The following is a 14811-nucleotide window of genomic DNA, read 5'->3' on the forward strand; positions in this document are numbered from 1 at the left end:
GGCAGCCGCTCCCAGGTCTGGGCACATACGTGCAGCACGCGAACGACCCACCGCCGCTCCCGGGATCCGGGTGGTGATGGGTGGCCCGCGACACCTTCGAAGGTGCGCGACGCTCCTGGAAACCCCGCCCGAGGGCCGGGTCTCCGGCTGACTGTCCCGTTCTGGTGCGCCGACCGGAGTCGGACACGGGACGCAGCAATCCGCACCAGTGTACCGGTTCCGGAAGGTCCGCTCGCACGCAGGCCGCCCGCCCCCGCAGCGGGGGTCAGCCGCCCTCGCCCTTCAGGCGCTCGCGTACGCGCTCCACCACGTCCGCGTATCTGGCCTCGGCGCCGTAGCGGGTGGGTTCGTAGTAGTGGCGGCCGTGGATGGCGTCGGGGGCGTACTGCTGGGCGGCGATGCCGCCGGGGACGTCGTGGGGGTAGACGTAGCCCTGGGCATGGCCGAGTTTGGCGGCGCCCTTGTAGTGGCCGTCGCGGAGGTGGGGCGGGACGGAGCCGGCGAGGCCGTTGCGGACGTCGGCGAGGGCGGCGCCGATCGCGGTGGTGGCGGCGTTCGACTTGGGGGCCAGGGCCAGGGCGATGGTGGCGTGGCTGAGGGTGAGGGCGGCCTCGGGGAAGCCGATCATGGCGACGGCCTGGGCGGCGGCGACGGCGATCGGCAGCGCGTTCGGGTCGGCGAGGCCGATGTCCTCGCTGGCGGAGATCATGAGCCGGCGGGCGATGAAGCGCGGGTCCTCCCCCGCCTCGATCATGCGGGCCAGGTAGTGCAGGGCCGCGTCCACGTCCGAGCCGCGGATCGACTTGATGAGCGCGCTCGCCACGTCGTAGTGCTGGTCGCCGTCCCGGTCGTACTTCACGGCCGCCCGATCGACGGTCTCCTCGACGGTCTGGAGGGTGATCTCCCGCTCGCCCTTGGCGATCGCCGCGCCCGCCGCCGCCTCCAGGGCGGTCAGGGCCCGCCTGGCGTCGCCGCCGGCGACGCGCAGCAGGTGCGACTCGGCGTCCTCCGGGAGGGTCACGGCCCCGCCCAGTCCGCGCTCGCCGGTGAGGGCCCGGGCCATCAGGCCCTTGAGGTCCTCGTCGGTCAGCGGCTCCAGGGTGAGCAGCAGGGACCGGGAGAGGAGCGGGGAGATCACGGAGAAGTAGGGGTTCTCGGTGGTGGCGGCGATCAGCGTCACCCAGCGGTTCTCGACGGCCGGCAGGAGGGAGTCCTGCTGGGCCTTGGAGAAGCGGTGGATCTCGTCGAGGAAGAGGACGGTCTCCTTGCCGTAGCCGCCGACCGCGCGCCGGGCTCCGTCGATGACGGCCCGGACCTCCTTGACGCCCGCGGTGATGGCGGAGAGCTCCACGAACCGCTTGTTGGTCGCCTTCGAGACGACGTACGCCAGGGTCGTCTTGCCGATGCCGGGCGGGCCCCAGAGGATCACGGAGGAGGCGCCGGCGGGGCCGCCGTCGCCGTCTCCCACGAGCCGGCGCAGCGGTGAGCCCGGCTTGAGCAGGTGCTGCTGGCCCACCACCTCGTCGAGGGTGCGGGGACGCATCCGGACGGCCAGCGGGCTGCTGGCCGGGTCCTTCTCCTGGCGGTCTTCGGCGGCTGCGGTAAAGAGGTCGGGCTCCACAGTCATGAAGCCTAGGTCACCGCGCTGACAGCGCGGTCTCCGTCAGCTGGTCCAGAAGTCCCACCAGCGCGTCAGGATCAGCATGCCGATGATCCCGATGTGCAGGACGGGCAGGACCCAGGTGAACTCGTCGAAGAAGGTCCGCAGCCCGGCCGGGGCGGGGATGACGCCGTTGCGGACGTTGTGCGAGGTCACGTACCAGAACATGACGATGGTGGCGACCCAGGCCAGGCAGCACCAGAGGCAGAGCGAGTTGATCTCGTACAGCGACTGGTACATGAGCCAGGTGCAGAAGCCGACGCCGAACAGCGTGCCGGCGTTGAGGCCGAGCCAGTACCAGCGGCGGTAGCGCGCGCCGGCGAGCAGGCCCACGCCGATGGCGATCACCATGGCGTACGTGACGAGGCCGAGCATCGGGTTGGGGAAGCCGAAGACCGAGGCCTGCTCGCTCTTCATGATGTTGCCGCAGGAGACGATCGGGTTGAGGCTGCACCCCGGCGTGAAGTTCGGGTCCTCGAGCAGCTTGATCTTGTCGATCGTGATGACCCACGCGGCGAGCAGTCCGGCCGCTCCCGTGATCACGAGGAGCCAGGCGAAGGCCCGGCTCGCCCCGATCGTGCCGCCGCCGTCCCGGCCGGACGCGGTCTCGTCCACCGCTGCCTTCGTCATGTCGCCTGTTTCCCTCGCTCGCGGGCCTTGTGGGCACGGTCATTCTGCAACACCGACCTGTCGTCCGGCCGTTCGCCGGAGATAAGGACGGGCCCGGACCACGGTGTGGTCCGGGCCCGTCCTCACGACCGTCAGGCCAGCTTGGCCCGTACCGCGTCCAGGAGACCGTCCACGGGGACGGCCTGCTGCTCGCCGGACTCCATGTCCTTGAGCTGGACGACGCCCTCGGCGAGGTCGCGCTCGCCGGCGACGACGGCGAGACGGGCGCCCGAGCGGTTGGCGTCCTTCATGGCGCCCTTGAGGCCCTTGCCGCCGAAGGAGAAGTCAGCGGCGATGCCCTCCTTGCGGAGCTCGGTGACCTTGCCGAAGAGCAGGCGGCGCGCCTCGTCCCCGATGGCGACCGCGAAGACGCTGGTGGCGGCGGGGATGTCGAGCTCGACGCCCTCCGCCTCCAGGGCGAGGACCGTGCGGTCCACGCCGAGCGCCCAGCCCACCGACGGCAGCGCGGGGCCGCCGATCATCTCGGAGAGGCCGTCGTAGCGGCCGCCGCCGCCGACCGCCGACTGCGAGCCGAGACCACCGTGGACGAACTCGAAGGTGGTGCGGGTGTAGTAGTCGAGGCCGCGAACCAGCTTGGCGTCGTCCTCGAAGACGACGCCCGCCGCGGTGATCAGGGCGCGCACCTCCTCGTGGTACGCCTTGCACGCGTCGCACAGGTAGTCGCGCAGCAGCGGCGCGTCCGTCAGCTGCTTCTGCACGGCCTCGCGCTTGTCGTCGAGGACGCGCAGCGGGTTGATCTCGGCGCGGCGCAGGGTCTCCTCGTCCAGGTCGAGCCCGCGCAGGAAGGTCTGCAGGGCCTCGCGGTAGACGGGGCGGCACTCCTTGTCGCCGAGCGAGTTCAGCAGGATGCGGAAGTTCCGCAGGCCGAGCGAGCGGTACGCCTGGTCCGCCAGGATGATCAGCTCGGCGTCGAGCGCCGGGTCCTCCGCGCCGATCGCCTCGGCACCGACCTGCGAGAAGTGGCGGTAGCGGCCCTTCTGCGGGCGCTCGTAGCGGTAGTACGAACCGGAGTACCAGAGCTTGACCGGCAGGTTGCCCTGCTTGTGGAGGTTCGCCTCCAGAGCGGCGCGCAGCACGGAGGCCGTGCCCTCCGGACGCAGGGCGAGCTTGTCTCCGCCCTTGGTCTCGAAGGCGTACATCTCCTTGCTGACGATGTCCGTGGACTCGCCGACGCCGCGGGCGAAGAGGTTCACGTCCTCGAAGCCGGGGGTCTCGACGTAGCCGTAGCCGGACTTCCGCAGCGGTCCGGAGATCGCGTCCCGGACCGCCAGGTACTTGGCGGAGTAGGGCGGGATCAGGTCGTACGTGCCCTTGGGGGCCTTGAAGGTGCTCACGAAAGTCGTCACATTCCTCGTCGGGGAGCGTCCGTGCTCCCGAGGCCGGCCGCCACGTCCCGCAGATAGGGGTTGGTGGCGCGCTCCTGGCCGATGGTCGTCTGGGGACCGTGTCCCGACAGCACCACGGTCGAGTTGTCGAGCGGCAGGCACACGCGGGCCAGCGAAGCGAGCATCTCGTCCATGTCACCGCCGGGAAGGTCGGTGCGTCCGATGGAGCCGGCGAACAGCAGGTCCCCCGAGAAGAACACGGAGGGGATCTCCGTGGTCTCGGGCATCCTGAAGGTCACCGACCCCTTGGTATGACCGGGCGCGTGGGCGACGGAGAACTCCAGACCGGCGAGCTTCAGCTCGGCGCCGTCGGTGAGCTCGCGCACGTCGTCGGGCTCACCGACGGTCAGCTCGCCCATGAGGGGCATCCCGATGGAGCGGCCGAGGGCCTTCTCCGGGTCGCTCATCATGTAGCGGTCGGACGGGTGGATCCACGCGGGGACGTCATGGGCGCCGCACACCGGGACGACGGAGGCGACGTGGTCGATGTGTCCATGGGTGAGGACGACGGCGACGGGCTTGAGCCGATGCTTCTTCAGCGTCTCCTCGACACCCTGGGCGGCCTGGTGGCCGGGGTCGATGATCACGCACTCCTCGCCTGCGGCGGGGGCGACCAGATAGCAATTGGTCCCCCAGGCCCCGGCGGGGAACCCGGCAATCAGCACGTTCGTCCTTAGATGTCGTCCGGCACGGGGGCGCGGAACTCGTGGAAAACACGGAATGCGGCAGATCAGAGCCTACCGGCGGTGCCGCTTCCACAGCCAACCCGTATACGGTACGGGCACATCCGGCCCGGACAGGAACAGACGAGCGACAAGGAGCGGACCCGGTGGTCACCAGCGATCAGCGGCGGCGGCAGCTTGCCAGGGAGAAGTACGCACGGCAGCAGCAGCGGCGGGAGGAGAACCGGCTCAAGGCGAAGCGCCGCAACACCGTCATCGCGGCCTCCCTCGCCGTGGTGCTGGCCGCGGGCGGCGCCGTGTACGCCTCCGTGGCACTGACGGACGGCCCCGACAAGGGTTCGGACGACACGGCGAGCGACACGCCGACCACGGCCGCTCCCACGCCGACGCAGAGCGAGTCGGCGAGCCCGGAGCCGAAGCTGACCGTGGACACGAAGGCCACGTACGCGATGTCCCTGAAGACCGACGAGGGCGACATCACGATCACCATGGACGCGGCGAAGACCCCGCGCACGGTGAACTCCTTCGCGCACCTCGCGGGCAAGAAGTACTTCGACGGGACCAAGTGCCACCGCCTCACCACCCAGGGCATCTTCGTGCTCCAGTGCGGCGACCCCAAGGGCGACGGCACCGGCGGCCCGGGCTACACCATCCCGGACGAGAACCTGAACGCCCTGGGCAAGGCGGGCGCGGACGGCTCGGTGACCTTCCCGGCCGGCACCGTCGCCATGGCCAACACCGGGCAGCCGGGCACCGGCGGCTCGCAGTTCTTCCTGGTCTACAAGGACACGAAGCTGCCGCCGACGTACACCCCGTTCGGGAAGATCGACGCGGCCGGTCTCAAGGCCGTCCAGGACGTGGCCGCGGCCGGTGTCGAGGGCGGCGCCACGGACGGCGCCCCCAAGAAGGCCGTCACCATCGAGAAGGCGACCGTCGCGAAGAAGTGAGCCGGGCGTCCGCACACGCGTGACCGTCGAATCTCGGTCGCGCTGAGTGCGGACAGCCGGGGCGCGGTTCGCCTAGATTGGCGTTGTGCAGCGTGGGCCTTTCGGGCGCGCTGCGGAAGGCGGGCGAGGCCCGCCGGGAAACTGTGGACGATGCCCGGGGGGTACGCCCCCGCGACGGCATCATGGTGAGGAGGCGCTGTGAGCAGCGACCCGTGGGGCCGCGTCGACGAGACGGGCACCGTGTACGTGCGGACGGCCGAGGGCGAGAAGGTCGTCGGATCGTGGCAGGCCGGCACCCCTGAGGAGGCCCTGGCCTACTTCGAGCGCAAGTACGAGGGCCTGGTGGTCGAGATCGGCCTCCTCGAGAAGCGCGTGAGGACCACCGACCTGTCGGCGAAGGACGCCACCGCGGCGATCGAGCACATCCGGCAGCAGGTCGACGAGCACCACGCCGTCGGCGACCTGGCCGCGCTCGCCGCCCGGCTGGACAAGCTCGTCGAGACGGTCGACTCGCGCCGCGAGGAGCGCAAGGCCCAGAAGGCGAAGCAGACCGACGAGGCCCGCTCCGCCAAGGAGAAGCTCGTCACGGAGGCCGAGGAACTGGCCCAGAGCGAGCAGTGGCGCTCCGCCGGCGAGCGGCTGCGGGCGCTCGTGGACACCTGGAAGGGCCTTCCCCGGCTCGACCGCAAGTCCGACGACGAGCTGTGGCACCGCTTCTCGCACGCCCGCTCGGCGTTCTCGAAGCGCCGCAAGGCCCACTTCGCGTCGCTCGACGCCCAGCGCGAGGACGCCCGCAAGGCGAAGGAGCGTCTGGTCGCCGAGGCGGAGTCGCTGTCGAACTCCACCGACTGGGGTGCCACGGCTGCCCGCTACCGCGATCTGATGACGGAGTGGAAGGCTGCGGGCCGCGCCCAGCGCGAGCACGAGGACGATCTGTGGAACCGCTTCCGCGGCGCCCAGGACGTCTTCTTCGCCGCGCGTGGCGAGGTCTTCGCCGAGCGGGACGCGGAGCAGACCGAGAACCTCAAGCTGAAGGAGGAGCTCGCGACCGAGGCCGAGAAGCTGGTGCCGGTGACGGATCTGAAGGCGGCGCGCGCGGCCTTCCGTTCCCTCAACGAGCGCTGGGAGGCCATCGGTCACGTCCCGCGTGACGCCCGCCCCAAGGTCGAGGGCCGGATGCACACGGTGGAGCGGGCGATCCAGGAGGCCGAGGAGGCCGAGTGGCGCCGGACGAACCCGGAGGCGCGCGCGCGTGCCGCGGGCCTGACCGGTCAGCTCCAGGACGCCGTCGAGAAGCTGCGCAAGCAGATCGACGCGGCCCGTGCCGCCGGCAACGACTCGAAGGCCGACAAGCTCGCCCGCGAGCTGGAGGGCCGCCAGGCCCTGCTCGACCAGGCCCTGAAGGGCCTGGAGGAGTTCGGCGGCTGATGCCGTAGCTCTTCGCGTACGAGGAAGGCCCCCGGCATCGCGCCGGGGGCCTTCCTCGTACGTGCCCGGTTACGGGCGCCGGGCGCTGGTCACTCGGTAGACGTCGTACACGCCCTCCACGCCCCGCACGGCCTTGAGGACGTGGCCGAGGTGCTTCGGGTCGCCCATCTCGAAGGTGAAGCGGGAGGTGGCCACCCGGTCGCGGGAGGTCTGGACGGCCGCCGACAGGATGTTGACGTGCTGGTCCGAGAGGACGCGGGTGACGTCCGAGAGCAGCCGCGAGCGGTCGAGGGCCTCGACCTGGATGGCGACGAGGAAGACCGAGGACTGGGTGGGGGCCCACTCGACCTCCAGGATCCGCTCCGGCTCCCGGGAGAGCGAATCCACGTTGACGCAGTCGCTGCGGTGAACCGATACGCCGCTGCCCCGGGTGACGAAGCCGATGATCGGGTCGCCGGGCACGGGGGTGCAGCAGCGGGCCAGCTTCACCCAGACGTCCTCGACGCCCTTGACGACGACGCCGGGGTCGGCGCTGGAGCGGCGCTTGGAGCGGCCGCGGGTGGGCGGTGCCGCCTCTTCGATGTCCTCGGTGGCGGCTTCCTCGCCGCCGAGCGCCTGGACCAGCTTCTGCACGATGGACTGGGCCGTGACGTGCCCCTCGCCGATCGCCGCGTACAGCGAGGAGATGTCCGTGTAGCGCAGCTCGTGGGCGAGGGTGACGAGGGAGTCGCCGGTCAGGATGCGCTGGATCGGCAGGTTCTGCTTGCGCATGGCCCGCGCGATGGCGTCCTTGCCCTGCTCGATGGCCTCGTCGCGGCGCTCCTTGGAGAACCAGGCGCGGATCTTGTTGCGGGCGCGCGGGGACTTGACGAAGCCCAGCCAGTCGCGGGAGGGCCCGGCCCCGGCGGCCTTGGAGGTGAACACCTCGACGAGGTCGCCGTTGTCGAGGGTCGACTCGAGCGGCACGAGCCGGCCGTTGACCCGCGCCCCTATGGTCCGGTGGCCGACCTCGGTGTGGACGGCGTACGAGAAGTCGACCGGGGTGGCGCCGGCGGGCAGCGCGATGACGTCGCCCTTGGGCGTGAAGACGAAGACCTCGTTGCGGGAGAGGTCGAAGCGCAGGGACTCCAGGAACTCGCTGGGGTCCTCGGTCTCCTTCTGCCAGTCGAGGAGCTGGCGGAGCCACGCCATGTCGTTGAGGTGGTCGTCCTTGCCGGCCTTCTTGGGCACGTCGGCGCGGACCTTGGAGGCCCCGGCGACGGCCTCCTGCTTGTACTTCCAGTGGGCGGCGATGCCGTACTCGGCCCGGCGGTGCATGTCGAAGGTGCGGATCTGGAGTTCGACGGGCTTGCCGTTGGGTCCGATGACCGTCGTGTGCAGCGACTGGTACATGTTGAACTTCGGCATCGCGATGTAGTCCTTGAACCGGCCGGGGACCGGGTTCCATCGCGCGTGGACGGTGCCGAGGGCGGCGTAGCAGTCCCTCACCGTGTCGACGAGGACACGGATGCCCACCAGGTCGTAGATCTCCGCGAAGTCACGGCCGCGGACGATCATCTTCTGGTAGACGCTGTAGTAGTGCTTGGGGCGGCCGGTGACGGTCGCCTTGATCCGGGCGGCGCGCAGGTCGGCCTGTACCTCGTCGGTCACTATGGCGAGGTACTCGTCCCGCTTGGGGGCGCGCTCGGCGACGAGCCGGACGATCTCGTCGTACATCTTGGGGTAGAGGATCGCGAAGGCGAGGTCCTCCAGCTCCCACTTGATGGTGTTCATGCCCAGGCGGTGGGCCAGGGGCGCGTAGATCTCGAGGGTCTCGCGGGCCTTCTTCTCCTGCTTCTCCCGCTTGAGGTAGCGCATGGTGCGCATGTTGTGCAGGCGGTCGGCGAGCTTGATGACCAGGACGCGGGGGTCCTTGGCCATGGCGACGACCATCTTGCGGACGGTCTCGGCCTGGGCGGCCTCGCCGAACTTGACCTTGTCGAGCTTGGTGACGCCGTCGACGAGGAGCGCGACCTGGTCGCCGAAGTCACGGCGCAGGGTCTCCAGGCCGTACTCGGTGTCCTCGACGGTGTCGTGGAGCAGGCCCGCCATCAGGGTCGCCGGGTCCATGCCGAGTTCGGCGAGGATCGTCGTCACGGCGAGCGGGTGGGTGATGTACGGGTCGCCGCTCTTGCGCTTCTGGCCGCGGTGCCAGCGTTCGGCGACCTGGTAGGCGTGCTCGACCTGGCGGAGGGTCGCCGTCTCGATCTTGGGGTCGTTGGAGCGGACGATCCGCAGCAGCGGCTCGAGGACCGGGTTGTACGGGGAGGAACGCTGGACGCCGAGGCGGGCGAGGCGGGCGCGGACCCGGTTGGACGAGCCCCCCGAGCGGGTGGGGGCGGCCGGTGCCGGCCGGGCAGTCGAGGCCGGGGCCGGCGCGGGCGGCTCGGGCGCGGGCCTGGTCTCCGCGGGCTTGTTCTGGGGCGCGCCGGTTCCCGTCGCGGCCTTCTCGGCCTTCGGGTCGGGCTGCGCGGCGGAGAGTGACTGGGCCTCGTCTGGCAAGAGCGCTCCTCGTGCGGTGCCGGGTCCCCCGGTCAGGCCCGGAAAGGCCATGGTATCGAGCCAACAGTGCCCCTGCCCACGCGCCCGGGTTTCGGACGGCTCCCGAGGGGGCAGCGCCGTGCGGCCGGGGACCTACCAGGAGAACGCGAAGGGGCGCTCCGGGGATTCCCCGGAGCGCCCCTGTCAGGGCGAACCCCGATGTCAGACCGTGATCAGCGCCTTGAGCGGGGCGCCGCCCAGGGCCGGCTCCAGCCGGGCGCGGCCCGGGAGGAAGCTCAGCTCCATGAGGACGGCGACGCCCGCGACCTCGGCACCGGCGCGGCGGATGAGCTCGATCGAGGCCTCGGCCGTGCCACCGGTGGCGAGGACGTCGTCGATGACCATGACGCGGTCACCCGTGGCCAGGTCCTCGGCGTGGACCTCGATCTCGGCGGTGCCGTACTCCAGCTCGTACGCCTGGCTGAGCGTGGCCCCGGGGAGCTTGCCGGCCTTGCGGACCGGGATGAAGCCCAGGCCCGCGCGGACGGCCACCGGCGCGGCCAGGATGAAGCCGCGCGCCTCCAGGCCGACGATCTTCGTGGCGCCGTGCGCGGTGCACAGCCCGGCGAGGGTGTCGGTGAGGGCGGTGAACGCCTCCGGGTCCGCGAGCAGCGGCGTGATGTCCTTGAACAGCACGCCCGGCTTCGGGTAGTCGGGGACGTCACGGATGCGGCTGAGCAGGAGCTCGGTGACGTCCTGGGCCTCGGCGGTCATCCTCGGTGCTCCTGAGTGCCCCGACGGCTCGACCGGGGGCCCACGACGGCGGTCTCGGCCTCGACGGACAGCACGTCCGTGTCGTCCGCCGACTCGCCCTTGGCGGCGGCGCTCGCGCGCTTGGCCTGGATGCGCTTCCTCAGTGCCTTGATCGACGGCTCGCGTTCCTTGAGGTCGGCGACCAGCGGGGTGGCGATGAAGATCGAGGAGTACGCACCGGCGGCGAGACCCACGAACAGCGACAGCGAGATGTCGTTCAGCATGCCGGCGCCGAGGACGCCGCCACCGATGAAGAGCAGGCCGGCGACCGGCAGCAGCGCGACGACGGTGGTGTTGATCGAACGGACCAGGGTGCCGTTGATCGAGCGGTTGGCCAGCTCGCTGTAGGTGAAGCGGGTCTGCTTGGTGATGTCCTTCGTCTGCTCCTTGAGCGAGTCGAAGACCACCACCGTGTCGTACAGCGAATAACCGAGGATCGTCAGCAGACCGATGACCGTACCGACGGTGACCTCGAAGCCGACCAGCGAGTAGATGCCGACGGTGATCGTGAGGTCGTGGATGAGGGCGATCAGCGCCGCGACCGCCATGCGCCACTCGAAGGCGATGGCCAGGTAGATCACCACGAGGATCATGAAGACCGCGAGGCCGGTCCAGGCCTTGTTGGCGATCTGCTCACCCCAGCTGGGGCCGACCAGTTCCGCCGCGATCTTGTCCTCGGCGACGTTCAGGTCCTTGGCGAGCTCCGAGCGGACCTGGTCGGACTGCGCGGTGTCGAGACCGCCGACCTGGATGCGCAGGGAGCCGTTGCCGAGCTGCTGGACGATCGCGTCGTGGCCGGAGGCCTCTTCCGCGTACTCCTGCGCCTGGCTGACGGAGACTTCCGACTTCGGGGTCGTGAAGACGGCACCGCCCTGGAACTCGATGCCCATGTTGAGGCCGCGGACGGCCAGGGCCACGATGGCGGTGATGGTGATCAGGATGGACAGGCCGTACCAGATCTTGCGGTTGCCGATGAAGTCGTAACCGACCTCACCGCGGTGGAGCCGGGCGCCGAGATCGCCGAGCTTCGACATCTCACGCCTCCTTCGCGTCGACGGGGGCGTGGGCACGGCGGGTGCGGCGCAGCGGCGGCTTGGCGCCGAGCCGCTTCGGGTCCAGACCGGACCACGGGTGGCCGTTGCCGAAGAACTTGGTCCGCGCCAGGAGCGTCATGACCGGCTTGGTGAAGAGGAACACCACGACGATGTCGAGCAGGGTGGTCAGGCCGAGCGTGAACGCGAAGCCCTGGACCTTGCCGACGGTCACGATGAACAGCACGGCCGCGGCCAGGAACGACACGAAGTCGGAGACCAGGATCGTGCGGCGGGCGCGCGGCCAGGCGCGCTCGACGGCCGGGCGGAGCGTGCGGCCCTCGCGGAGCTCGTCACGGATGCGCTCGAAGTACACGATGAACGAGTCCGCGGTGATGCCGATGGCGACGATGGCGCCGCAGACGGCCGGCAGGTTCAGCGCGAAGCCGATGGCCGGGCCGAGCAGGGCCATGATCACGTAGGTGAGGAGCGCCGAGACGCCGAGGCTGAGGATGGCGATCAGCGACAGGCCGCGGTAGTAGGCGACCAGGTAGATGATGACCAGCGCGAGGCCGATGGCGCCCGCGATCAGGCCCGCCTCCAGCTGGTCGCCGCCGAGGGCGGCGGTGACGGTGTCGACGCTCTGCGTCTCGAACGTCAGGGGCAGGGCACCGTACGACAGGATGTTGCCGAGGTCCTGGGCCGTCTGCTGGGTGAAGTTGCCGGAGATCTCCGCGCTGGCGCTCAGCGTCTGGCGCACCGACGGGGCCGAGACGACCTCGCCGTCCAGGACGATCGCGAAGCGGTTCTGCGGGTCGGTCTGCGCCGACAGCTTGCTGGTGATCGCCTGGAACTTCTTCGCGCCCGCGTCCGTGAAGTCCATGGTCACGATCCACATGCCGCGCTGCTGGTCGAGGACGCCCTTGGCGTCGTCGACGTCACGGCCTCCGACCTCGGCCGGGCCGAGCAGGTACTTCGACCACACGCCGGGGGCGTCCTCGCCGCACGCGACGGTGGGCTGCTCGGCCTTGACGCCCTGGCCGGCGGCGGTGCGCTGCTTGGGGTCGAGGCAGTTCAGAGCGGTGAACTTCTGCTCCAGCGCCGCGGTGGCGGGGTCGGGCTTCGGAGTCGCCTGCGGGGTCCCGGTGGCCGTCGGCTTCGTGGAGGCCGAGGAGCTCGCGGTGGGCGTCGGGCTCGGAGCCTTGAGGGCTTCGGTGAGCGCCCGGCCCTGGGTGGAGGCGGTGGCCGTCGGGGTCGCCGACTTCTTCTCACCGGCGGTGGAGCCGGTGGCGGAGGCCGACGGCTTGGCCGAGGGGGAGCCCGAGGGCGTGGCGCTCGGGGCTGCCTGCGGCGCGCCGTTCGTCACGGCGAGAACGGGCCGGAAGTAGAGCTGGGCGGTGGTGCCGACCTGCTCACGGGCCTGCTTCTCGTTCGTCCCGCGAGGAATGTTGACGATGATGTTCTCGCGGCCCTGCGTCTGGACCTCGGCCTCGGAGACACCCAGACCGTTGACACGGCGCTCGATGATGCCGACCGCCGTGTTCATGTTGGTCTCGTTGACCGCCGACTCCTGGCCGGGCTCGGCCTTCGCCTTGAGCGTGATCGACGTACCGCCGGCGAGGTCGATGCCGAGGCGCGGGGTGGTGTGCCCCGACCAGAACATGCCGCCGGTGAGCGCGACCATGGCGATCAGGATGAGTGCCAGGGCGCGGCCCGGACGGCTCTGTCCCCCCGCCGGCCTTCGGCCCTTCTTCGGTGCTGCCACCTGTCGTATCTCCCTGTCCAACCGCCCCGCGCCGGGTGTGCGCGGGACGGCCACGAAGTGTGTGTGGGGACCTGCCCCCGCAGACGTGGAACCGTTCCGGGGGCCGCGCTCGCCCGTGGGCGTGCGCGGGGTCCCCCGGCCGCGACTACTTCGCGTCGGTCTCGCCGTCGGTCTTGCCGTCCTTCTGGACCTCGCCGGCGTCCTCGGCCACGTCCGACTTCTTCGTCAGATCGGCCTTCGGGGCCTCGGCGGCCTTGTCCGTGCCCTCGGCGTCGGCGGCCTCGGTCAGCGAGGACGCGTCGTCCGGGACGACGGTGTCGGAGTCGGACTCCTCCTCGTCGCCGTGGACGATGCGGTTGTACTCGGAGTCCTGGAGGACCGCGCCGATCGCGTTCTTCGCGTAGACGGCGTGCACGCCCGGAGCGACCTCGAGGAGGACGGTCTCGTCACCGATCTCCTTGACCGTGGCGTACATCCCCCCGATCGTGCGGACGCCGGTGCCGGGCTGCATCTCGTCGCGCATCTGCGCCGCCGCCTGCTGCTTCTTCTTGGCAGAGCGGGTCATCAGGAACATGGCCCCGATGAGGACGATGAAGGGGAGGAGGGTCACGATGTTCACGGGACGGGTTTCCTTCGCATGGTCGCGGAGAACCCGCGGCCTGATCTTCGGGGGTGGGCGCGCCGACCGGAAAGGGCGGCATCGGCGGAGTCTAGGCGAGTCCGCATCGATGGAACAACGTCCAGCATCGCACCCCGGTTCCTGTCCGGGCGAGTGTCGGCACCGTCACGCCCCGAAGAGCCCCTGTTGTCCCGATCCCGCGCCGTACCCTGCGCTCCCCGGGCCCGCTGCCTGCGGCGGAACGAGTCCGAGGTGCGCCCAGGCGGCCGGTGTGGCGACCCGGCCACGGGGTGTGCGGGCCAGCAGTCCTTCGCGTACGAGGAAGGGTTCGGCGACCTCCTCGACGGTCTCGCGCTCCTCCCCCACGGCGACCGCGAGGGTGGACAGACCGACCGGTCCGCCGCCGAAGAGCTTGAGGAGGGCCTCCAGGACGGCGCGGTCGAGCCGGTCGAGGCCGCGGCCGTCGACCTCGTACACGCTGAGCGCGGCCTCGGAGATCTCCCGGGTGATCGATCCGTCGGCCTTGACCTGCGCGTAGTCGCGGACGCGGCGCAGCAGGCGGTTGGCGATGCGGGGGGTGCCGCGGGAGCGGCCGGCGATCTCGGCGGCGCCGGCCGGGTCGATCTCGACGTCGAGGAGTCCGGCGGAGCGGTGGATCACGCGCTGGAGCTCGCCCGGGTCGTAGAACTCCATGTGGGCGGTGAAGCCGAACCGGTCGCGCAGCGGGGGCGGCAGGAGTCCGGCCCGGGTGGTGGCGCCGACCAGCGTGAAGGGCGGGAGTTCCAGCGGGATGGCGGTGGCGCCGGGGCCCTTGCCGACGATGACGTCGACGCGGAAGTCCTCCATCGCCATGTAGAGCATCTCCTCGGCGGGCCGGGACATCCGGTGGATCTCGTCGAGGAAGAGGATCTCGCCCTCCTGGAGGGAGGAGAGGATCGCGGCGAGGTCGCCGGCGTGCTGGATGGCGGGGCCGGAGGTGATGCGGATCGGGGCGTTCATCTCGGCCGCGATGATCATCGAGAGGGTGGTCTTGCCGAGGCCCGGGGCACCGGAGAGCAGCACGTGGTCGGCGGTGGCGCCGCGCTGGCGGGCGGCCTTGAGGACCAGGTCGAGCTGCTGGCGGACCTTCTCCTGGCCGACGAACTCGCTGAGGTCCTTGGGGCGCAGGGCCGCCTCGACGGCCTGGTCGTCCCCTTCGGCGGAGGCGCCGACGATGCGCGCCTCGGCCTCGGACGCCTCGGCGGTGATGTCGTCGTCCCAGTTCACGGTG

General features: G+C 70.7%; 12 protein-coding genes. 2 read left to right on the forward strand and 10 right to left on the reverse strand.

Annotated features, from left to right (window positions below; genetic code table 11):
* Positions 1-265: 265 nt before the first annotated feature.
* From OO54_RS14470 to OO54_RS14485, 4 genes are all read right to left on the reverse strand, one after another.
* On the reverse strand, positions 266-1621 hold the full coding sequence (locus OO54_RS14470; RefSeq protein ID WP_033203357.1) for a replication-associated recombination protein A: 1356 nt from the start codon (positions 1619-1621) through the stop codon (positions 266-268).
* Between the two features lie 42 nt (positions 1622-1663).
* Positions 1664-2290, reverse strand: coding sequence for a vitamin K epoxide reductase family protein (locus OO54_RS14475; protein WP_033203281.1), 627 nt, complete (start codon positions 2288-2290; stop codon positions 1664-1666).
* 131 nt (positions 2291-2421) lie between these two features.
* Positions 2422-3684, reverse strand: a complete 1263-nt coding sequence (gene hisS / locus OO54_RS14480) for a histidine--tRNA ligase (RefSeq protein ID WP_033203358.1) — start codon at positions 3682-3684, stop codon at positions 2422-2424.
* 8 nt (positions 3685-3692) lie between these two features.
* A complete protein-coding gene (locus OO54_RS14485; RefSeq protein WP_017242245.1) occupies positions 3693-4400 on the reverse strand; it encodes an MBL fold metallo-hydrolase in 708 nt (235 codons plus the stop codon).
* Between the two features lie 164 nt (positions 4401-4564).
* Between OO54_RS14485 and OO54_RS14490 the strand changes: the two genes are divergently transcribed.
* Positions 4565-5365, forward strand: a complete 801-nt coding sequence (locus OO54_RS14490) for a peptidylprolyl isomerase (protein ID WP_033203282.1) — start codon at positions 4565-4567, stop codon at positions 5363-5365.
* 198 nt (positions 5366-5563) lie between these two features.
* Positions 5564-6793: a DUF349 domain-containing protein gene (locus OO54_RS14495; RefSeq protein WP_017242247.1), complete on the forward strand. Its 1230-nt coding sequence runs from the start codon at positions 5564-5566 to the stop codon at positions 6791-6793.
* Between the two features lie 69 nt (positions 6794-6862).
* Here the strand turns inward: OO54_RS14495 and OO54_RS14500 are convergent, their stop codons facing one another.
* The 6 genes from OO54_RS14500 to ruvB form a co-directional block, all read right to left on the reverse strand.
* A complete protein-coding gene (locus OO54_RS14500) occupies positions 6863-9334 on the reverse strand; it encodes a RelA/SpoT family protein (RefSeq protein ID WP_033203283.1) in 2472 nt (823 codons plus the stop codon).
* Between the two features lie 201 nt (positions 9335-9535).
* Entirely contained in the window at positions 9536-10087 is a 552-nt protein-coding gene (locus OO54_RS14505; RefSeq protein WP_033203284.1) for an adenine phosphoribosyltransferase, read from the reverse strand.
* Positions 10084-11160, reverse strand: coding sequence for a protein translocase subunit SecF (gene secF, locus OO54_RS14510; RefSeq protein ID WP_033203285.1), 1077 nt, complete (start codon positions 11158-11160; stop codon positions 10084-10086). Before secF ends, OO54_RS14505 begins: the two co-directional genes overlap by 4 nt.
* Position 11161: 1 nt before the next feature.
* Positions 11162-12922, reverse strand: coding sequence for a protein translocase subunit SecD (secD, locus tag OO54_RS14515; protein WP_033203286.1), 1761 nt, complete (start codon positions 12920-12922; stop codon positions 11162-11164).
* Between the two features lie 145 nt (positions 12923-13067).
* Positions 13068-13541: a preprotein translocase subunit YajC gene (yajC, locus tag OO54_RS14520; RefSeq protein ID WP_033203287.1), complete on the reverse strand. Its 474-nt coding sequence runs from the start codon at positions 13539-13541 to the stop codon at positions 13068-13070.
* Between the two features lie 165 nt (positions 13542-13706).
* The gene (gene ruvB, locus OO54_RS14525) at positions 13707-14807 is read right to left on the reverse strand and encodes a Holliday junction branch migration DNA helicase RuvB (protein ID WP_051786951.1); all 1101 of its coding nucleotides are present in this window, start codon (positions 14805-14807) and stop codon (positions 13707-13709) included.
* Positions 14808-14811 lie beyond the last annotated feature (4 nt).

The organism is Streptomyces wedmorensis (genome assembly GCF_000716445.1).
Classification (GTDB): domain Bacteria; phylum Actinomycetota; class Actinomycetes; order Streptomycetales; family Streptomycetaceae; genus Streptomyces; species Streptomyces wedmorensis.

Bases quoted from the DNA above. Each gene is read 5' to 3' on its own strand.
- secF (WP_033203285.1), bottom strand. From the start codon at position 11,160: ATGTCGAAGCTCGGCGATCTCGGCGCCCGGCTCCACCGCGGTGAGGTC.
- OO54_RS14475 (WP_033203281.1), bottom strand. From the start codon at position 2,290: ATGACGAAGGCAGCGGTGGACGAGACCGCGTCCGGCCGGGACGGCGGC.
- OO54_RS14505 (WP_033203284.1), bottom strand. From the start codon at position 10,087: ATGACCGCCGAGGCCCAGGACGTCACCGAGCTCCTGCTCAGCCGCATC.